The 19,436-nt window shown below is 67.0% G+C and carries 13 protein-coding genes; 6 read left to right on the top strand and 7 right to left on the bottom strand.

Going from position 1 to position 19,436, the window contains the following annotated elements; translation table 11 throughout:
• Positions 1 to 8 precede the first annotated feature (8 nt).
• Positions 9 to 743 carry a response regulator gene (locus AC3G88_RS06105; protein ID WP_066739401.1) on the bottom strand — a complete coding sequence of 245 codons (735 nt, stop codon included), beginning with the start codon at positions 741 to 743 and terminating at the stop codon, positions 9 to 11.
• Positions 744 to 1,051: 308 nt separating this feature from the next.
• Between AC3G88_RS06105 and AC3G88_RS06100 the strand changes: the two genes are divergently transcribed.
• Genes AC3G88_RS06100 through AC3G88_RS06085 form a run of 4 tightly spaced genes read left to right on the top strand, consistent with a single transcriptional unit; the run spans position 1,052 to position 10,578 of the window.
• Complete coding sequence (locus AC3G88_RS06100; protein ID WP_488770927.1) at positions 1,052 to 2,581, top strand: MdtA/MuxA family multidrug efflux RND transporter periplasmic adaptor subunit; 1,530 nt, start codon at positions 1,052 to 1,054, stop codon at positions 2,579 to 2,581.
• Positions 2,582 to 2,603: 22 nt separating this feature from the next.
• Positions 2,604 to 5,783, top strand: a complete 3,180-nt coding sequence (locus AC3G88_RS06095) for an MdtB/MuxB family multidrug efflux RND transporter permease subunit (protein ID WP_488893238.1) — start codon at positions 2,604 to 2,606, stop codon at positions 5,781 to 5,783.
• Positions 5,783 to 9,079, top strand: coding sequence for an efflux RND transporter permease subunit (locus AC3G88_RS06090; RefSeq protein WP_488893237.1), 3,297 nt, complete (start codon positions 5,783 to 5,785; stop codon positions 9,077 to 9,079). The genes AC3G88_RS06095 and AC3G88_RS06090 overlap by 1 nt, the downstream gene beginning before the upstream one ends.
• 14 nt (positions 9,080 to 9,093) lie before the next feature.
• The gene (locus AC3G88_RS06085) at positions 9,094 to 10,578 is read left to right on the top strand and encodes an efflux transporter outer membrane subunit (RefSeq protein WP_488770924.1); all 1,485 of its coding nucleotides are present in this window, start codon (positions 9,094 to 9,096) and stop codon (positions 10,576 to 10,578) included.
• Here AC3G88_RS06085 and AC3G88_RS06080 read toward each other — a convergent pair.
• Both AC3G88_RS06080 and AC3G88_RS06075 read right to left on the bottom strand, forming a co-directional pair.
• Positions 10,563 to 12,206, bottom strand: a complete 1,644-nt coding sequence (locus AC3G88_RS06080) for a hypothetical protein (RefSeq protein WP_488893236.1) — start codon at positions 12,204 to 12,206, stop codon at positions 10,563 to 10,565. The two genes, AC3G88_RS06085 and AC3G88_RS06080, sit on opposite strands and share 16 nt — an antisense overlap.
• 137 nt (positions 12,207 to 12,343) lie before the next feature.
• Positions 12,344 to 13,243, bottom strand: coding sequence for a LysR family transcriptional regulator (locus AC3G88_RS06075; protein WP_153946632.1), 900 nt, complete (start codon positions 13,241 to 13,243; stop codon positions 12,344 to 12,346).
• 123 nt (positions 13,244 to 13,366) lie between these two features.
• On the opposite strand from AC3G88_RS06075, the gene AC3G88_RS06070 reads away from it, so the two are divergent.
• On the top strand, positions 13,367 to 13,828 hold the full coding sequence (locus AC3G88_RS06070) for a PACE efflux transporter (RefSeq protein ID WP_488893235.1): 462 nt from the start codon (positions 13,367 to 13,369) through the stop codon (positions 13,826 to 13,828).
• 93 nt (positions 13,829 to 13,921) lie between these two features.
• Positions 13,922 to 15,511 carry a D-alanyl-D-alanine carboxypeptidase/D-alanyl-D-alanine endopeptidase gene (dacB, locus tag AC3G88_RS06065; RefSeq protein ID WP_488770921.1) on the top strand — a complete coding sequence of 530 codons (1,590 nt, stop codon included), beginning with the start codon at positions 13,922 to 13,924 and terminating at the stop codon, positions 15,509 to 15,511.
• 143 nt (positions 15,512 to 15,654) lie between these two features.
• Here the strand turns inward: dacB and AC3G88_RS06060 are convergent, their stop codons facing one another.
• From AC3G88_RS06060 to AC3G88_RS06045, 4 genes are read right to left on the bottom strand one after another with little or no spacing between them, the layout of a single operon-like run.
• Positions 15,655 to 16,647 carry an L-threonylcarbamoyladenylate synthase gene (locus tag AC3G88_RS06060; protein WP_488893234.1) on the bottom strand — a complete coding sequence of 331 codons (993 nt, stop codon included), beginning with the start codon at positions 16,645 to 16,647 and terminating at the stop codon, positions 15,655 to 15,657.
• Positions 16,648 to 16,653: 6 nt separating this feature from the next.
• Entirely contained in the window at positions 16,654 to 17,898 is a 1,245-nt protein-coding gene (locus AC3G88_RS06055; RefSeq protein WP_488770919.1) for a 5-(carboxyamino)imidazole ribonucleotide synthase, read from the bottom strand.
• A gap of 27 nt (positions 17,899 to 17,925) precedes the next feature.
• On the bottom strand, positions 17,926 to 18,423 hold the full coding sequence (purE, locus tag AC3G88_RS06050) for a 5-(carboxyamino)imidazole ribonucleotide mutase (protein ID WP_488893233.1): 498 nt from the start codon (positions 18,421 to 18,423) through the stop codon (positions 17,926 to 17,928).
• 18 nt (positions 18,424 to 18,441) lie between these two features.
• The gene (locus AC3G88_RS06045; RefSeq protein ID WP_153946626.1) at positions 18,442 to 19,350 is read right to left on the bottom strand and encodes a phosphoribosylaminoimidazolesuccinocarboxamide synthase; all 909 of its coding nucleotides are present in this window, start codon (positions 19,348 to 19,350) and stop codon (positions 18,442 to 18,444) included.
• Positions 19,351 to 19,436: the final 86 nt, after the last annotated feature.

Genomic DNA, 19,436 nt, shown 5'->3' with positions numbered 1-19,436 from the left:
CGGGAGCCTTATTGCGGAACGCTGTCCTCGGCTTCGTCAGGCACAAAGGTGTAGCCCCGGCCACGTACGGTCTGGATATAGCGCGGGCGCTGCGCGTCTTCATCGAGCAGCCGGCGCAGGCGCCAGATCTGGACGTCGATGCCCCGGTCGCTGATGCCGTTGGCGGTGCCATACATCAGCTCGACGATCCGCTCGCGCGACAGCACTTCCAGCGGATGCATCAGCAACAGCTTCAGCAGCGCGAATTCGGTATCGCTGATCGACACGGCCTGGCCGCTGCGTTCCAGCGAACGCTGGCGGAAATTGACCCGGAACGGCCCGAAGGCGATCGATTCGCGGTCTTCCGGCGCGGCGGCCGGCCGGGCCAGCTTGCGGCGCAGCACGGCGTTGATGCGGGCCAGCAGCTCGCGCGGCGAGAAAGGCTTGCCCAGGTAGTCGTCGGCGCCAATCTCCAGCCCGACGATGCGGTCGATCTCGTCGCTGCGCGCGGTCAGCAGGATCACGGGGATGTCGTCGTTCTTGGCCCGCAGGTTGCGCAGGGCGGTCAGGCCATCGACCTTGGGCATCATCAGGTCCAGCACGATCAGCGCCGGGCGCTCGCGCTCCAGCCGGGCCTGCAGGCCATCGCCATCGTGCAGCACCGACACCGCAAAGCCTTGCGAGGTCAGGTATTCGCGCAGCAGGTCGCGCAATTCGGGATCGTCGTCGACGACGAGAATCTGTGTGGGCTGGTTTGTACGCATAGGCACATGATAGTCAGGACGGGCATGCAACCTTGCAAATGCCCGGGACGGTTTTGTTTCTGGACGTTACACCCAAGCCGCCCGTAACCCACTGTAATAAAAGCGGGAAACCGCGAAATACGTGGGATCACGGCTGCACATTATGCTTGCATCCATGACGCGCCCCGCCGGGCGCCATCCCACCTGACGGCGGGTCGCCCTGCCCTCGCGATGCGGCATACTGCTGCCACTTCGCCGTCACAGTCGCTGTGCGAATACCGTTTGGCACGCGCGCCTTTTATGTCGTGCCGGTTCCCAGGATTCCGTTCATGTCCCACCCAGAACAAGGTCAACCTATTCCCCCCACCCCGCCACGCGGCCCGGTCCGTTCGCGCCGCCGCACCTGGATTGCCGTCGCCGTCATGGTCGTGCTGGCGGGCGCCGGCTGGTACTGGCACAGCCACCGCAAGGCGGCGCAGGAGGCCGCGGCCGGCACACCCGGCGCCGCCAGCGGGGCGGCGGGCATGGGGGCAGGCCGGCGCGGGGCGGGCGGGCCCGGCGGCCAGGGCGGGCCGAACGCCATGCCGCGCTCGCCCGTGGTGGTCAATACGGTCAGCAAGCGCAACATGGATGTGGTGCTCAATGGCCTGGGCAATGTGACGCCGGTGGCCAACGTCACCGTGCGCGCGCAGGTGTCCGGCCCGCTGCTCAAGGTGTTGTTCAAGGAAGGCCAGATGGTCAAGGCTGGCGACGTGCTGGCCGAAATCGATCCGCGCCCGTTCCAGGCCGCGCTGGACCAGGCCGTGGGCCAGCTGGCCCGTGACCAGGCGCTGCTGCAGAACGCCAGGCTGGACCAGCAACGCTACAAGACGCTGCTGGCGCAGGATTCGATCTCGAAGCAGCAGGTGGACACGCAGGACGCGCTGGTGCGCCAGTACGAAGGCGTGGTCAAGACCGACCAGGGCAACGTCGACAACGCGCGGCTGAACCTGGGCTACACGCGCATCGTGGCGCCCACCTCGGGCCGCATCGGCCTGCGCCAGGTGGACCCCGGCAACATCGTCAGCACCGGCGACACCAATGGCATCGCCCTGATCACGCAGATCCAGCCGATCACCGTGCTGTATACGATTCCCGAGGACAACCTGCCCGCCGTGCTCAGGAAGCTGAACGCCGGCGAGAAGCTCCAGGTGCAGGCGTGGGACCGGCAGATGCGCAACCAGCTGGCCGAGGGTTCGCTGCTGACCACCGACAACCAGATCGACACCACTACCGGCACGGTCAAGCTCAAGGCCATCTTCCAGAACACCGACGGCATGCTGTTCCCGAACCAGTTCGTGAACGTGCGCACCCGCGTGGATACCATGGAAGACGCCACCGTGATCCCGGTGGCCGCCATCCAGCGTGGCCAGCAAGGCACCTTTGTCTACGTGGTGGGCGACGACAACACCGTGAAGGTTCAGGTGGTGACGCTGGGTCCGAGCGATGGCGCCCGCACCGCCGTGCTCAAGGGCGTGGAGCCCGGCCAGCGCGTGGTGGTGGACGGCGCGGACCGCCTCAAGGAAGGCATGGTCGTGGAAGCGGTGGACCCGGCCGCGCGCGCCGCGCAGCTGCAGCCGTCGAGCGCCGCGCGGGCGCGTGGCCGCCGTGGCAACTGGGGCGGCGCCAGCGGCGCGCATGGCGGCGCAAGCGGCACCCACGCGGCACCGGGCGCGGCCGGAGACGGGGCGGGCGCTTCGGCAGCGGCTGGCGCACCGGGCGAACGCCGACGCATGCGCGACGCGGACACCAGCCCGAATCCGGCCACCAGCACGCCGGCGAACCCGGGCGCCAGCGTGGGCCAGCGGCCGCAGCAGTAAGAGAAGAGGACAGGGAAGCGGCATGAATCCTTCACGCATCTTTATCGAGCGGCCGGTGGCGACGGCCCTGCTGATGCTGGCCATCCTGCTGTCGGGGCTGGTCGCATTCAAGCTGCTGCCGCTCTCCGCCCTGCCCGAGGTCGATTACCCGACCATCCAGGTCACCACGCTGTACCCCGGCGCCAGTCCCGACGTGATGACGTCGTCGGTCACGGCGCCGCTGGAGCGCCAGTTCGGCCAGATGCCGGGCCTCAAGCAGATGTCGTCGTCGTCATCGGGCGGCGCGTCGGTCATCACGCTGCAGTTCGAGCTGACGCTGTCGCTGGACGTGGCCGAGCAGGAGGTGCAGGCCGCCATCAACGCCGGCGGCAACCTGCTGCCCGCCGACCTGCCGATGCCGCCGGTCTACAGCAAGGTCAATCCGGCCGACGCGCCGATCATGACGCTGGCGATGACGTCCGACACCCTGCCGCTGCCCAAGCTGCAGGACATGGTGGACACCCGCGTGGCCGCCAAGATCTCGCAGATCCAGGGCGTGGGCCTGGTCACCATCAGCGGCGGCCAGCGCCCCGCCGTGCGCATCCAGGCCAACCCGACGGCGCTGGCCAACCTGGGCATGTCGATCGACGACCTGCGCACCGCCATCGGCAGCGCCAACGTCAACGGCGCCAAGGGCAGCTTCGACGGCCCGTCGCGCGCCTCGACCATCGACGCCAACGACCAGCTCAAGTCGGCCGACGAGTACCGGCAGATCATCATCGGCTACCAGAACGGCGCGCCGATCCGCATCACCGACGTGGCCGACATCATCGACGGCCCCGAGAACAGCCGCCTGGCCGCGTGGGCCAATGCCAAGCCGGCCATCGTGGTCAATATCCAGCGCCAGCCGGGCGCCAACGTGATCGAGGTGGTGGACCGCATCAAGACGCTGCTGCCGCAGCTGCAGTCGGCGCTGCCGGCCTCGGTCCATGCGCAGGTGCTGACCGACCGCACCACCACGATCCGCGCCTCGGTCAAGGACGTGGAGTTCGAGCTGCTGCTGGCCATCGCGCTGGTGGTGATGGTGATCTTCGTCTTCCTGCGCAACCTGTCGGCCACGATCATCCCGGGCGTGGCCGTGCCGCTGTCCCTTGTGGGCACGTTCGGCGTGATGTACCTGGCCGGCTTCTCGATCAACAACCTCACGCTGATGGCGCTGACCATCGCCACGGGCTTCGTGGTGGACGACGCCATCGTGATGATCGAGAACATCATGCGCTACATCGAGGAAGGCGATTCCCCGATGGAGGCCGCGCTGAAGGGGTCGAAGCAGATCGGCTTCACGATCATCTCGCTGACGTTCTCGCTGGTGGCCGTGCTGATTCCGCTGCTGTTCATGGGCGATGTGGTCGGGCGGCTGTTCCGCGAGTTCGCGATCACGCTGGCGGTGTCGATCCTGATCTCGGCCGTGGTGTCGCTGACGCTGACGCCGATGATGTGCGCCCGCCTGCTGCGTCATGTGCCGGAAAGCGAACAGTCGCGCTTCCACCTGGCCACGGGCCGCTTCTTCGACAATGTGATCGACCGGTACGGCCGGGCGCTCGAATGGGTGCTGGCGCGCCAGACCGCCACGCTGGTCGTGGCCGTCGGCACGCTGGTGCTGACCGGCCTGCTCTATCTGGTGGTGCCCAAGGGCTTCTTCCCGGTGCAGGACACCGGCGTGATCCAGGCCATCACCGAGGCCGCGCAGACCAGTTCGTTCCAGTCGATGGGACGCAAGCAGGAAGCCGTGCAGAAGGTGATCCTGGCAGACCCGGCGGTGGCCAGCGTGTCGTCGTTCATCGGCGTGGATGGCACCAACCAGACCATCAACGCCGGGCGCATGCTGATCAACCTGAAGCCCAAGGGCGAGCGCGATTCGATGGCCGTGGTGACCGACCGCCTGCAGCAGGCGGTGCACAAGCTTGGCGGCGTGTCGCTCTACATGCAGCCCGTGCAGGACCTGACGATCGAAGACCGCGTGGCGCGCACCCAGTACCAGTTCACGGTGGAAGATCCCGACCCCACCGTGCTGGCCGAATGGGTGCCGAAGCTCGTCGAACGGCTGCAGCGCGAGCCCGAACTGCGCGACGTGGCCAGCGACCAGCAGAACAACGGCCTGCGCGCCTTCGTGGAGATCGACCGCGACGCCGCCGCGCGTTTCGGCATCACCACGGCGGTGATCGACAGCGCGCTGTACAGCGCGTTTGGCCAGCGCCTGATCTCGACCATCTTCACCCAGTCCAGCCAGTACCGCGTGGTGCTGGAAACCATGCCGGAATTCCGCACCAGCCCCGCATCGCTGGCCGAACTGCGGCTGCCGTCGTCGTCGGGCGGACAGGTGCCGCTGGGCTCGATCGCGCGGATTTCCGAACGCACCGGCCCGCTCGTGATCAACCACCAGGGGCAGTTCCCGGCGGCCACGATCTCGTTCAACCTGGCGCCGGGCGAATCGCTGGGTGCCGCTGTCGACAAGATCACCAAGGTGGAACAGGAAATCGGCCTGCCGATCTCGATGTCCACCGAATTCCAGGGCGCTGCGCTGGCGTTCCGGGCCTCGCTGTCGAACACGCTGTGGCTGATCCTGGCCGCCGTGATCACCATGTACATCGTGCTGGGCGTGCTGTACGAGAGCACCATCCACCCGGTGACGATCCTTTCCACGCTGCCCTCGGCGGGGGTCGGCGCGCTGCTGGCGCTGCTGGTCTTCCAGCAGGACCTGGGCATCATCGCGATCATCGGCATCATCCTGCTGATCGGCATCGTCAAGAAGAACGCGATCATGATGATCGACTTCGCGCTCGAAGCCGAACGCGAGCATGGCATGAAGCCGTACGACGCCATTTTCCAGGCCTGCCTGCTGCGCTTCCGGCCCATCCTGATGACTACCATGGCCGCGCTGCTGGCGGCGCTGCCGATGATGCTGGGCTCCGGCATCGGCTCGGAACTGCGCCGGCCGCTGGGTATCACGATGGTGGGCGGCCTGCTGGTCAGCCAGGTGCTGACGCTGTTCACCACGCCGGTGATCTACCTGGCGTTCGACCGCGTGGCATACCGCCTCAAGGACTGGCGCGTCCGCAGGTCCGGCAATCCGAACGGCGGCGACGATGACCGCGGCGACGGCGACGATGGCAGCCACGGCGGCCACCGCGTGACGCCGCGTCCGCAGGAACCGAACGCCTGATGAACCTCTCGGCCACCTTCATCCACCGCCCGGTCGCGACCGCGCTGCTGACCATCGGCATCCTGCTGGCCGGCATTGCCGCGTTCCGGCTGCTGCCGGTGTCGCCGCTGCCGCAGGTGGACTTTCCCACCATCTCGGTCTCGGCTTCGCTGCCCGGCGCCAGCCCCGAGACCATGGCCGCCACCGTGGCCACGCCGCTGGAGCGTGCGCTGGGCGCCATCGCGGGCGTGACCGAGATCACGTCGAGCAGTTCGCTGGGCTCCACGCGCGTGACGCTGCAGTTCGACCTGTCGCGCGACATCGACGGCGCCGCCCGCGACGTCCAGGCGGCCATCAATGCGTCGCGCGCCACGCTGCCCACCAGCCTGCCGAACAACCCCACCTACCGCAAGGTGAACCCGGCCGACGCGCCGATCATGATCATCGCGCTGACGTCGCCGACGATGACGCGCGGCCAGCTGTACGACGCGGCGTCGACGATCCTCGCCCAGAAGCTGTCGCAGGTGGAGGGCGTGGGCCAGGTGACGATCGGCGGCTCGTCGCTGCCGGCCGTGCGGGTGGAGCTGAATCCGACCGCGCTGAACCACTACGGCATTTCGCTGGAGGACGTGCGCAACACGATCAGCGCCACCAACGCGAACCGGCCGCTGGGCATCCTGGACAACCCCAGCACGGCATGGCAGGTCTATGCCAACGACCAGGCGATGGCGGCCAAGGATTACATGCCGCTGATCATCCGCTACGCCACGCCGGGCACCTATTCGTCGACATCGGCCGGCGCGCTGATCGCCAGCACGGCCAACGCGGCCGCGGGCGGCAACGTCAGCACCAAGACCGTCAACGGCGTCACCACCACCACGATCACTACCAGCAGCGGCACCACCACCATCAGCACGGGTGCCACGGGCGGCAACGTCAACAGCGGCGGCCCGAACTCGTTTGCGGTGCCGGTGCGGCTGCAGGACGTGGCCAATGTGGTGGATTCGGTGCAGGACATCCGCAACGCGGGCTCGGCCAACGGCCAGCCGTCGGTGCTGCTGGTGCTGAACCGCTCGCCGGGCGCCAACATCATCGAGACCGTGGACCGCGTCAACGACCTGCTGCCGCAGTTGCGCAAGATGGTGCCGGCCACGATCTCGCTGGACGTGATGATGGACCGCACCCCCACCATCCGCGCGTCGCTGCGCGAGGTGGAGCACACGCTGATGATCTCGGTGGCGCTGGTCATCATGGTGGTGTTCGTGTTCCTGCGTAACGTGCGCGCCACGCTGATCCCGAGCGTGGCCGTGCCGGTGTCGCTGGTGGGCACGTTCACGATCATGTACCTGGCCGGGTTCTCGCTGAACAACCTGTCGCTGATGGCGCTGACGATCGCCACGGGCTTCGTGGTCGATGACGCCATCGTGGTGCTGGAGAACATCTCGCGGCACATCGAGGAAGGCATGAAGCCGTTGGCCGCCGCGCTGCGCGGTGCGCGCGAAGTGGGTTTCACGGTGCTGTCGATGAGCCTGTCGCTGATCGCGGTGTTCATCCCGCTGCTGCTGATGGGTGGCATCGTGGGCCGGCTGTTCCAGGAATTCGCAATTACGCTGTCGGTGGCCATCCTGGTGTCGCTGGTGGTCTCGCTGACCACCACGCCGATGATGTGCGCCCGGCTGCTGCGCCCGGTGCATGAAGAGACGCAGGGCCGCTTCCACCGGGCCACGGAACACCTGTTCGTGCGCCTGCAGAACGGCTATGCGCGCACGCTGGGCGTGGCGCTGCGCCATGGCCCGGTGGTCTGGATCGTGCTGCTGCTGACCATTGCGCTGAACGTCTACCTGTACGTGATCGTGCCCAAGGGCTTTTTCCCACAGCAGGACACCGGGCGGCTGATCGGCTTTATCCGTGCGGATCAGGCCACGTCGTTCCAGCTGATGCGCACCAAGCTCGACAACTTCATCAAGATCGTGCAGTCGGACCCGGCCGTGGTCAACGTGACGGGCTTCACGGGTGGGTCGCAGCGCAACACGGGCCAGATGTTCGTCACGCTCAAGCCGCTGTCCGAGCGCAAGGAGACGGCCGACCAGATCGTGGCGCGGCTGCGCGGCAAGCTGGCCAGGGAGCCCGGCGCGAGCCTGTTCCTGACGCCGGTGCAGGACATCCGCATCGGCGGCCGCCAGAGCAGTTCGGCCTACCAGTTCACGCTGCAGTCCGATGACCTCGAAGTGTTGCGCACGTGGGAACCCAAGGTGCGCGCGGCGATTTCGAACATCAAGGGCCTGGAGGACGTGGACACCGACACCAACGACAAGGGCCTGCAAACGTCGGTCATCATCGACCGCGATACGGCATCGAAGCTCGGCGTCACGGCCCAGCAGGTCGATGCCATCCTGAACGACGCGTTCGGGCAGCGGCTGGTGTCGACGATCTATCACCCGCTGAACCAGTACCGCGTGGTCATGGAGCTGAGCCCGGAATACCTGCAGGGCCCGCATGCGCTGCAGGACATCTACGTGGTCACCGGCGGCGGCAAGCGCGTGCCGCTATCGGCCTTCGCGCGCGTGACGCCCACCAGCACGCCGCTGGGCGTGAATCACCAGGGCCAGTTTGCCGCGTCCACCATCTCGTTCAACCTGGCCGAGGGCTATTCGCTGTCGCAGGCCACCGACGCCATCAAGCTGGCCATGGCGCAGATCGGCGCACCCGAGACGCTGCAGGCCAACTTCGCAGGGGGCGCCAAGGCCTTCCAGGATTCGCTCAAGAGCCAGCCGCTGTTGATCCTGGCCGCCATCATCACGATCTACATCGTGCTGGGCATACTCTACGAGAGCTACGTTCACCCACTGACGATCCTGTCGACGCTGCCGTCGGCGGGCGTGGGCGCGCTGCTGGCGCTGCTGCTGTTCAAGACCGAGTTCAGCATCATCGCGCTGATTGGCGTGATCCTGCTGATCGGCATCGTCAAGAAGAACGCCATCATGATGATCGACTTCGCCATCGACGCCGAACGGCGCGACGGCCTGAGCCCGCGCGACGCCATCTACCGCGCCTGCCTGCTCCGTTTCCGGCCAATCATGATGACCACGGCCGCCGCGCTGCTGGGCGCGGTTCCGCTGGCGCTGGGTCGCGGCGATGGCGCCGAACTGCGCGCGCCGCTGGGTATCTCGATCGTCGGCGGCCTGGTGGTCAGCCAGTTGCTGACGCTCTACACGACGCCGGTGGTCTACCTGACGCTCGACCGCTGGCGCCTGAAGGTCAATGCCTGGCGCACACGCCGGCAGCAACGCGGCGCCGCGCCGCAACTCGAACACTGAAGAATTCATCCGCCATGTTCCAACGCTCCTATTCATTTTCGGTGGTGGCCCTGGCCTGTGCCCTGCTGGCCGGCTGCGCGGTCGGCCCCGACTACAAGCGTCCCGACGCACCCGTACCCAAGGCCTTCAAGGAAGCCAGCGACGCCATGCCCGCCTGGACCGGCGACTGGAAGACCGCCGAGCCGCAGGACGCCGCCGGCCGCCCCGACTGGTGGCGCGTGTTCAACGACCCCACGCTGGACGACCTGATATCGCAGGTGCAGGTGTCGAACCAGAACATCAAGGCAGCCGAGGCGATCTACCGCCAGGCCACCGCATCGCTGGCGGCCGCACGCGCGGGCTATTTCCCGACGGTGGGCGCCAATGCCGGCGTATCGCGTGGCAAGTCCAGCGCGGCCGGGCATGTGGTCGACGGCCAGAACGCCACGCTGTCGGCGAGTTGGGAAATCGATATCTGGGGCCGCATCCGCCGCCAGGTGGAAAGCGCCGAAGCGGGCGCGCAGGCCAGCCAGGCCGACCTGGCATCGACGCTGCTGTCCACGCAGGCCACGCTGGCGCAGAGCTACTTCTCGCTGCGCGTGGCCGACGCCCAGCGCGCGCTGCTCGATCGCACCGTGGCCGACTACGCCAGGTCGCTGCAACTGGTGCAGAACCAGTACAAGGCCGGCACCGCGCAACGCTCTGACGTGCTGCAGTCGGAAACACAGCTCAAGTCGGCCCAGGCCCAGCAGCTCGATATCCAGATCAGCCGCGCGCAGCTCGAACATGCCATCGCCATCCTCGTCGGACGGCCGCCTTCGGAACTGAACATCGCGCCGGCCGATTTGCAGACACCGGTGCCCGTGGTGCCAGTGGCCGTGCCTTCGCAAATGCTGGAACGCCGCCCCGACATCGCCGCGGTCGAACGCCGCATGGCGGCGGCCAATGCCGATATCGGCGTGGCGCAGGCGGCCTACTATCCCACCCTGTCGCTGTCGGCCACGGGCGGCCTCACGGCCAGCACGCTGGCGCGCTGGCTGTCGCTACCCGACCGCGTGTGGTCCGTCGGCGCCGGCCTGGCCGGCACGGTGTTCGACGGCGGCCTGCGCAGTGCGGCCAAGGCGCAGGCCGTGGCCGCCTACGACCAGACCGTGGCCAACTATCGCCAGACCGTGCTGAGCGCCTTCCAGGAAGTCGAAGACAACCTGGCCTCGGCACGCGTGCTTGAGCAGGAAGCCGTGGTCCAGGGCGACGCCCTGCGCTCCGCGCGTGAGGCGCTGTCGCTGGTCAACAACCGCTACAAGGCCGGCACCGCCGGCCTGCTCGACGTGCTGACCGCCCAGACGGCGGCCTACACCGCCGAAACCACGACGCTGCGCATCATGGATCGCCAGTACACGGCCGCCATCACATTGATCAAGGCGCTGGGAGGCGGATGGCATGGGTATGACGCCGAGGCGGCGCAGCAACAGCCCGCGCCGCCGTCATCGGCGTCCGCCCCGGATCAGCACTCGTCGTAGTCCGGGAGGTAGGTCCAGTCGGCGTTGCTGCGCTGATTGACCGGCATCGGGCCATAGCTGCTCTTGTTGAGCTGGTAGTACTCGCGCAGCCCGGACGTTGCCTCGACCTGGTAATAAACCGTGCCGATCAGGCCTCGATTGTTCGGGGCAGGCTGCCAGGTATTGGGGACGGGCTTGTAGCAGGCCCGGATGCTCGAGATATTGTCGTTCATTCCCAATCGGCTCAAATCTGTCTGACTCGCGTCGCCTCTCAGGATATGGCATCGCCCGGCAAAGCCAGCGTCTTCGCAGATCTTGTAGGCATGATCGGCAGGCGCCTCGATGGAGCTGATCGCATTGTTGCTGCGGCCTTCCAGCCGGGCAACAATGCCACTTGGCGGCAGACACAGCAGCAAGGTCTTGTGTCGGGCCGCGTCATAGGCACACACGCCCGATTCGGTGTACGGCAGATCGGGGTAGAACGGCCGTACCGTCAGCCCCGACCACCAGTTGCCGGTGGTATTGCTGAAGACGTCATAGATCGAATAGCCATAGTCGGCCAGCGTGTAACGCGTATTGACGACCGGAATTTCCGAGCTTTTGCGACCCCACCATTCGCCCTCGACCCCATCGTCGAAGCTTTTGTCCACCCATGTGTTGGCCTTACCTCCTGCCCCGATGGAAACCCGGAATCTTCTGACATTCCGCAGGCCATCACACTTGACGGCGACCAGATCGGCCAGCGGAGCGGCGCCCGTCACCGTCTGACACCCCAGAGGCGTCTCGATGCTGGAATAGCCATTGCGCTGCACGCGCGTCTGCCATGGCACGTAACGCTTGACTTCCTCGCCGGTGATCGGATCGACAACCGACGCCGGCGAGTCGTCCTCGCGAATCGAAAAGTAATTGCAGGCCTTGGCCTGGGTGGAAGCGTCCGCCGACCGCTTGCGGCGGCGATCCTCCTCTTCTTCCTCGGTGATGTTGCAGAGCGAACAGACCGAAGCAAGCGCACCCGATGTGCCGGGCAACGCGGGAGTTACAAGCTGCACCGTACTGGTCGGGGCCCTGCGAATAAAGAACGGATGCTGGTTCGCCACTGTGTTCCCCGCGACGTAAGCCGGATTCCGCTGCTCGGCGACGACTTCCATTTGCCCCGTGTCGGCATTGCGCTCGAATATCTGGACGGATTCCACCAGGTTGTTCGGCACGCCGCTGTACGCCATCCATTCGTCCTCGTGCCGGAAACGCTCGGCGGTGGTCCGGAAAATCACGTTCCCCAGTCGCGTGTACGCGTCCCGCAACGACGCATAGGCGCTATAGAACCTCGCCGTGGCCCGAATGCGATACACATAACTGCGGCTGCCGCGCCCGACCAGCCATCGGCTGGCAAACTGATGCGCAACGGATTCCTGTGCCGACGTCGGAACGAACGCGGAGGTCCTCTCCATGCATGAGCTGCCGCCCACGTGGTCGTACACGTCGTTGTTGGTTCCCGGGCTCGGGAAGCCATTGTGGAACACCTGTTCCGGCGGCACATTCGAACCGCGATAGACAAAGGCTGGCGGCGTGGCGAATGCCGACCCCACTACCAGCATCAATATCGCCGCCAGCATGGCCGCGCGCATGTACGACAAGACAGATACCCGCATCGTTACCTCCTTGCGTTGAAATGCAACTATCTATATCGATGCGGCGACCTTCCGTCTGCCGTAGACCATCCAAATGCAGCGTTTCATGCGAATCATCAAATATGGCGTGATCGGCAATGCGTTTCTCCGGCGCCCGTCTACCGCCCCTCCGGCACCGGTAACGCCTGCTGGCTGACCCGTTCCTTCAGCCACGTGGCGGCCTTGCCCAGGGGGCGCTGCTTGTGCCAGACGATTTCCATGGCGACGGGCCAGTCCTGGTCCTGGAATGTCAGTTGCGGCGACACCAGCCCGGCTGCCGCCGGCGAGTTGGCGGCGACGTGCCAGGGCACGAACGCCCAGCCCAGGCGGCGCTTGACCAGTTCGACGATGACCCACTGGCTTTCCACCCACCAGACTTCGGCGGCCACGCGCAGGCGTTTCTTTTCCTCGCTGTCGCTGCGCGTGGCCACCATCAGTTGGCGGTAGCGTTTCAGTTCCTCGAAATCCACGCGCGGCTGCGCGGCCAGCGGGTGGTCGGGTGCGCAGATGATCGGCATCGGCACCCAGCCGAGCGCGTGAAAGCCCAGTTCCGGCGGCAGGATTTCCTGTCGCCACATGATGCCCAGGTCCGCGCACTGGCTCAGCACCAGGCGGCTGACGTCCTCCATCAGCGGGAACAGGATTTCGAGTTCGACCGACGGGAATCGCTCGGAAAACTCGGTCAGCAGTTCGCCCAGCGTTTCTTCGGGATACAACTCGTCCACGGCCAGCGTGAGGCGCGACTCCACCCCCTCGCCCAGGCTCTTGGCCACGCCACGGAAATGCTCGCAGCGTTCCAGGATCACGCGCGCTTCCAGCAGCAGCCGTTCGCCGGCCGGTGTCAGCACCGGGTAGCGGGCGCTGCGGTCGAACAGCGTGGCGTCGAGATCGACTTCCAGATTGGCCACGGCGGCGCTGATGACCGACTGGGCCTTGCCAAGCTGGCGGGCGGCGGCAGAGAACGATCCGGTCTCCGCGGCGGCCGCAAACGCCTGGAGTTGGTCGAAGGACAGAGACATGGGGAAATGCGGCGCGGATTCGCCGCCATCTATCGTATTTTCAGATGGTATCCAACTTGCGATCAGCTGTCTCGCCGATAGAATGCCGTGTATCGTTGAAATTCGCTGAAATTGGAGAGCCTCATGCGTACCACTGCAGACCGTATTCGTCACACCGTCGGTTTCGAGGTGATCGGTCTGGTCGCATTCGCGCCGCTGGCCAGCCTGGTGTTCGGGTACGAGTTGCACCAGATGGGCATCGTTGGCGCGGTGGCGGCCCTGATCGCCGCCACGTGGAACTACATCTACAACATCCTGTTCGACCGCGCGATGCTGCGCTTCACGGGCCAGCTCAAGAAGTCGACGCCGATCCGCGTGCTGCACGCGATCCTGTTCGAAGGCGGGCTGCTGATCGTGTTCCTGCCGTCGGTGGCGTGGTACCTGAAGATCGGCCTGGTGGAAGCCTTCATCATGGACATTGCCGTGGCCGGCTATTACATGGTCTACGCGTTCTTCTACAACTGGGCCTACGACGCGATCTTCCCGATTCCGAATGCCACGCCTTCGGCGTCTCCGTCGGCACCCGATTGTCAGTCGGCCAACTGAGCGGACCGAGCGCCGCGTAGTCGACCTCGCTCACGAAATGCGGCCTGAAACGGCCGCATGACGTCTCCCGGCACGCATGGGCCATGCGTTAACATGCTCGCCATGCCCATCCGCCCGCCCCTGCTCCGCCGCAGCCTGTCGCCCGCCGTCGTCGCGGCCACGCTGCTCATCCTCGGTCTGTCCGCAGCCCAGGCCAAACCCGTCAAGAATGCCAAGGCCGCCCGCGCGGCCACAGCCGCCACGGCCGTCGCCGCGACAGCCGGTGCCGCCCGTGCCAAGGCCGAACCCGCCGATCCCGCCGCCGCGCGCAGCGGCCTGCCGGCCACCGTGACCGCCGCGCTGCGCCGCGCCCATGTGCCGCTGTCCGCCGCGAGCTTCTACGTGGTCAAGGTGGGCGCCCCGCAGGCGCGCGTGAGCTGGAACGCCGAGACGCCGATGAATCCGGCCTCGACGATGAAGGTGGTCACCACCTTCGCCGGCCTGCAGCTGCTGGGGCCCGATTTCCGCTGGCTGACATCGCTCTACGCCGACAACCAGCCCGGCCCCGATGGCACGATCAACGGCAACGTCTATCTGCGCGGCCGGGGCGACCCCAAGCTCGTGCCCGAGGAAATGGCCAAGCTGGTGGCCACGGCCCGGTCCGCTGGCGCCACCACCATCAACGGCGACGTGGTGCTCGACCGCAGCTTCTTTGCCGACGGCATGGACGGCAGCTACACCATCGACGGTGAGACGCAGCGCGCCTACAACGTGAATCCGGACGCCCTGCTCTACGCATTCAAGACGCTGTCGTTCACGATCACCCCGGACGCCGCCAACCGCACCGTGGACGTGGCCGTCACGCCCGCGCTGGCGCAGTTGCGCGTGGACAACCGGATGACGCTGGCCAACGGCCGCTGCGGCGACTGGAAGTCGCGCGCCACGCCCAGCATCATGCCCCAGCCGGACGGCACGGTCGTGGCATCGTTCGATGGCAGCTACGCGGCCGATTGCGGCGAGCACATCGTCAACCTGGCCACGCTGAGCCACAGCGACTTCATCTGGGGCGGCTTCGTCGCCGAATGGCAGAACGCCGGCGGCCGCTTCGCGCGCCCGCCCGGCCTGCGCAGCGGCCCGGTGCCGCGCAACGCCTTCCTGCTGGCGCGCCACTACGGCCAGCCGCTGGGCGATATCGTGCGCGACATCAACAAGTTCTCGAACAACGTGATGGCCCGCCAGCTGTTCCTGACGATCGGCGCGGAAATGGATCGCAAGGGACCGGCCAGCACCGACAAGTCGTCGCGGGTGATCCACCAGTGGCTGGCCAGGCAGGGCCTGGACATGCCGAACCTGGTGCTGGAAAACGGCTCCGGACTGTCGCGCGACGAGCGTATCAGCGCCTACGACATGGCCCGCCTGCTGCAGCAGGCGCTGGCCAGCAACGTGGGGCCGGTGCTGATCGATTCGCTGCCGATCCTCGGCGTGGACGGCACGCTGCGCAACCGCCTGACACGCGCCAATGCGGCAGGCAACGCCTACCTGAAGACCGGCACGCTGGCCGATGTGCGCGCGTTGGCCGGCTATGTCGATGCGCTCAATGGCGAGCGCTATGTGGTGGTGGCCTATATCAACCACCCCAACGCCTCGGGTGCCCAGGAAGCACACGATGCGCTGATGCAGTGGGTTTACAAGGGCGCGCCTTGAGGTTGGATCCGGGCGTGGCGAGGATTTGACACGCCTGCCCTCTCCCCCGCCCCGCTCCCGCGTGCTCGGGAGAGGGAGAAAACCAGGGGGCATATCAAGAGCTTTCGGTTTGCGGGCCGGGGGAGAGGGCCAGCGTCTACATCTCAGCTGTCTTCGAACGCCGCCGCGGCGCGGCCCAGGCGGTCGCGCACACCGTCCCACTCGTGCGAATCGGGCACCGGCTCGAACACCAGCCGCTGATAGCCTTCCTTGTCGAGCTTGCGCAGCAGGCCGTACAGCGCCTGGGCATAGGCGTCGGGCGTGGCCGGTGCGGCCACGAACACGCAGCGCGGATCGGCGCTGGCGGACGTCTTGCCGACAAACGCCAGCCGTCCGCCCTCGGGCAAGCCCTGCAGCAGTTGCGGCAGGGCCTCGGCCTGCGCCAGCGTCAGCGTGGTGCGCGGCGCGTAGTGGGCCTTGAGCGTGCCCGACGCGCGCGGCGCGGCGGCATCGGGCGGTAGCGGCAGCGTGCCCAGCACGTCGGCCATCATTGCCGCCGTGATCGCGCCGGGGCGCAGCAGCACGGGGCCCAGCGTATCGAGACGCGACAGGTCAACGATCGACGATTCGATGCCGACATCCACGCCGTCGCCTTCCAGCACGTAGACCGTGCCGCCGAATTCGTCGCGCACGTGCTCGGCCGTGGTCGGGCTGACCTGGCCGAACTTGTTGGCCGACGGCGCGGCAATGCCGCCCCGGCCTCGCCTGAAACGCGACAGCAGCGCCTGGGCCACGGGGTGCGACGGGCAGCGCAGGCCGATGCTGTCCTGCCCGCCCGCCACGGCTGCCGGAATATGCGCGGCGCGCTTCAGGATGATCGTCAGGGGACCGGGCCAGAAGGCGTCGATCAGCTTCTGCGCGGCCTCGGGCACCTCGTCGGTCCAATAGCTGACGTCGCCGCCATCCACCACATGCACGATGACCGGATGGTTCGACGGGCGGCCCTTGGCGGCGAAGATGCGCGCCACGGCCTCGGGGTTCTCGGCGTCCGCGCCCAGGCCGTAGACGGTCTCGGTCGGAAACGCCACGAGCTGGCCGGCTTCGAGCAGGCGAACTGCCTCGTCAAGCTCGGCGGCCGTGGGCATGCGTGAAGACATCGAATCTCAGAGCGGGATATGCAGGGCGGTGGCGGCGGCGTCGAACGCGGCGGCCGCGGCCTCCGCCCGGTCGCCCACGCAGTTCACGTGGCCCATCTTGCGCGACGGGCGCGCGTCGTTCTTGCCATACAGATGCAGCTTGGCGCCGGGCTGCACCAGCACCTCGTCCCAGGCGGGCGTGCGCTCCAGGCCGAACTCGAACCAGCAGTCGCCCAGCAGGTTCAGCATCTTGCCGGCCGAATGCTGGCGCGTGCTGCCCAGCGGCAGGCGGGCCATGGCGCGCACCTGCTGCTCGAACTGGCTCGTCTCGCAGACATCCATCGTGATATGACCGGAATTGTGCGGGCGCGGGGCCATCTCGTTGGCCACCAGCGTACCGTCGGTCAGCACGAAGAACTCGATGCACAGCACGCCGACGTAACCCATTTCCGAGGTGATGGTGGCAGCGGCGGCGCGGGCGCGCGTGGCGATGTCGTCTGACACGCTCATCGACGGCATCGTCGTGGAAAACAGGATACCGTCGCGATGCACGTTCTCGGCCAGCGGCCAGGTGGCCGTGGTGCCGTCGGCGCCGCGGGCCGCCAGCACGGAGACCTCGTAGGCCAGCGGCAGCATCTGCTCCAGCACGCAAGGCACATGCTGCATGGCCTTCCAGGCGGCGCGCACGTCCTCGCGGGTCTTCACGCGGGCCTGGCCCTTGCCGTCGTACCCCATGCGCGCCGTCTTGAGGATGCCGGGCAGCACGTTGTCGGGCACGTTGTCCACGTCGGCGTCGTGCTGGATCACCCAGTGCGGGGCCGGCGGCACGCCCGTACGCTCGGCGCACGAGGCAAAGAACTTCTTCTCGCCAATACGGTTCTGCGCAATCGACACGCAGTAGCCGCGCGGCGCCACGAACACGCCGGCCTGTTCCAGGCGGTCCAGCGAGATCGACGGCACGTTCTCGAACTCGGTACTCACGGCCTGGCACAGGCTGGCCAGCTCGGCCAGCGCGGCGTCATCGGTGTAGGTGGCGCAGATATGGCGGTCGGCCACGTTGCCGGCCGGGCTGTCCTGGTCGGGGTCGAGCACGCAGACGCGATAGCCCATCGACTGCGCCGCGTGCGTGAACATGCGGCCCAGCTGGCCGCCGCCGAGCATGCCCAGCCAGGCGCCGGGCAGGATGGGCGCGCCGGGGGCGTCCACGCCAAATTCGGCGCGCGACTCCGGCGTATGGGCTTCGGACAGGTAAGGATGGATATCGGTCGGCATGGCTCGGGCTTTTGTTACGGCTGAAACTTAGACAGGCAGGGTCATCGCGCGCGCGGCGTCGGTCTGCCTGGCGCGGAACGCTTCCAGTGCGCTGGCCAGCGCATCGTCGGTGGTGGCCAGCGTGGCGATCGCATGCAGCGCCGCGTTGGCGGCACCGGCTTCGCCGATCGCGAAGGTGGCCACGGGCACGCCCTTGGGCATCTGTACGATCGACAGCAGCGAATCCTCGCCGCGCAGGTACTTCGACGGCACGGGCACGCCGAACACCGGCACGATCGTCTTGGCGGCGATCATGCCCGGCAGGTGCGCGGCACCGCCGGCGCCGGCGATGATCGCGCGGATGCCGCGGCTGCGCGCCGACTCGGCGTAGCGGAACATGTCGTCGGCCATGCGGTGCGCCGACACGACCTTCGCCTCGAACGCCACGTTGAAATCCTTGAGCATGGCCACGGCGTGCTGCATCACGTCCCAGTCGGAACTGCTGCCCATCACCACGCCCACCACCGGCTTTGCTGCATTGCTCATGTTCTTGTCCCTTGCGCCTTACTGCAGCTGCTCGCCGGTCAGGCGGGTCAGTGCTTCCTTGTACTTGTCGGCGGTCTTCTGCACCACGTCATCGGGCAGCTTCGGCGCCGGCGCGGTCTTCGGCCACGGCTTGCCGTCGATGCGCACGGCTTCCAGCCAGTCGCGCACGAACTGCTTGTCGAACGACGGCGGATTGGTGCCCACCTGGTACGAATCGGCCGGCCAGAAACGCGACGAATCGGCGGTCAGCACCTCGTCCATCAGCGTCAGCGTGCCGTTTTCGTCCAGGCCGAACTCGAACTTGGTGTCGGCGATGATGATGCCGCGCGTGGCCGCGTACTCGGACGCTTCCTTGTACAGGCGGATCGAGATGTCGCGCATCTTTTCGGCCAGTTCGCGGCCGATGCGCTGCACCACCTCGTCGAACGAGATGTTCTCGTCGTGCTCGCCCATCTCGGCCTTGGCCGCCGGGGTGAAGATCGGCTCGGGCAGCTTCTGCGCGTTCTGCAGGCCGGCCGGCAGTGCGATGCCGCACACCTTGCCCGTGGCCTGGTAATCCTTCCAGCCGCTGCCAGCCAGATAGCCGCGCACCACCGCTTCCACCAGGATCGGCTTCAGGCGCTTGACCACCACGGCGCGGCCCTTGACCTGCGCCACTTCGTCGGGCGCCACCACGCTTTCCGCCGTCACGCCCGTCTCGTGGTTCGGCACGATGTGCGCGAGCTTCCGGAACCAGAAGTTGGCCATCTGGTTCAGCACGCGACCCTTGGCCGGAATCGGCTCTCCCATGATCACGTCGAAGGCCGACAGGCGATCGGTCGTCACGATCAGCAGCTTGTCGTCGCCGACGGCGTAGTTGTCGCGGACCTTGCCGTGGCCGAGCAGCGGCAGGGACTGGATGGAGGATTCGTAGAGGGCGTCAGACATGGTGTGAAAGCGGCTGCGGCTGAAAACAAGCGGGGCTTCGTACGGTTGGCGAAGCCCCATGAAGTACGAACGCCCCGCGCGCCGGG

It is taken from the genome of Cupriavidus sp. 86D6 (assembly GCF_057815095.1).
Note: the sequence above shows the minus strand (reverse complement) of the source record. Positions and strands in the feature narration are given on the sequence as shown.

Excerpts from the sequence above, each read along its gene's own strand:
- AC3G88_RS06105 (WP_066739401.1), bottom strand. The coding sequence starts at position 743 with ATGCGTACAAACCAGCCCACACAGATTCTCGTCGTCGACGACGATCCC.
- AC3G88_RS06100 (WP_488770927.1), top strand. The coding sequence starts at position 1,052 with ATGTCCCACCCAGAACAAGGTCAACCTATTCCCCCCACCCCGCCACGC.
- AC3G88_RS06095 (WP_488893238.1), top strand. The coding sequence starts at position 2,604 with ATGAATCCTTCACGCATCTTTATCGAGCGGCCGGTGGCGACGGCCCTG.
- AC3G88_RS06090 (WP_488893237.1), top strand. The coding sequence starts at position 5,783 with ATGAACCTCTCGGCCACCTTCATCCACCGCCCGGTCGCGACCGCGCTG.
- AC3G88_RS06085 (WP_488770924.1), top strand. The coding sequence starts at position 9,094 with ATGTTCCAACGCTCCTATTCATTTTCGGTGGTGGCCCTGGCCTGTGCC.
- AC3G88_RS06080 (WP_488893236.1), bottom strand. The coding sequence starts at position 12,206 with ATGCGGGTATCTGTCTTGTCGTACATGCGCGCGGCCATGCTGGCGGCG.
- AC3G88_RS06075 (WP_153946632.1), bottom strand. The coding sequence starts at position 13,243 with ATGTCTCTGTCCTTCGACCAACTCCAGGCGTTTGCGGCCGCCGCGGAG.
- AC3G88_RS06070 (WP_488893235.1), top strand. The coding sequence starts at position 13,367 with ATGCGTACCACTGCAGACCGTATTCGTCACACCGTCGGTTTCGAGGTG.
- dacB (WP_488770921.1), top strand. The coding sequence starts at position 13,922 with ATGCTCGCCATGCCCATCCGCCCGCCCCTGCTCCGCCGCAGCCTGTCG.
- AC3G88_RS06060 (WP_488893234.1), bottom strand. The coding sequence starts at position 16,647 with ATGTCTTCACGCATGCCCACGGCCGCCGAGCTTGACGAGGCAGTTCGC.
- AC3G88_RS06055 (WP_488770919.1), bottom strand. The coding sequence starts at position 17,898 with ATGCCGACCGATATCCATCCTTACCTGTCCGAAGCCCATACGCCGGAG.
- purE (WP_488893233.1), bottom strand. The coding sequence starts at position 18,423 with ATGAGCAATGCAGCAAAGCCGGTGGTGGGCGTGGTGATGGGCAGCAGT.
- AC3G88_RS06045 (WP_153946626.1), bottom strand. The coding sequence starts at position 19,350 with ATGTCTGACGCCCTCTACGAATCCTCCATCCAGTCCCTGCCGCTGCTC.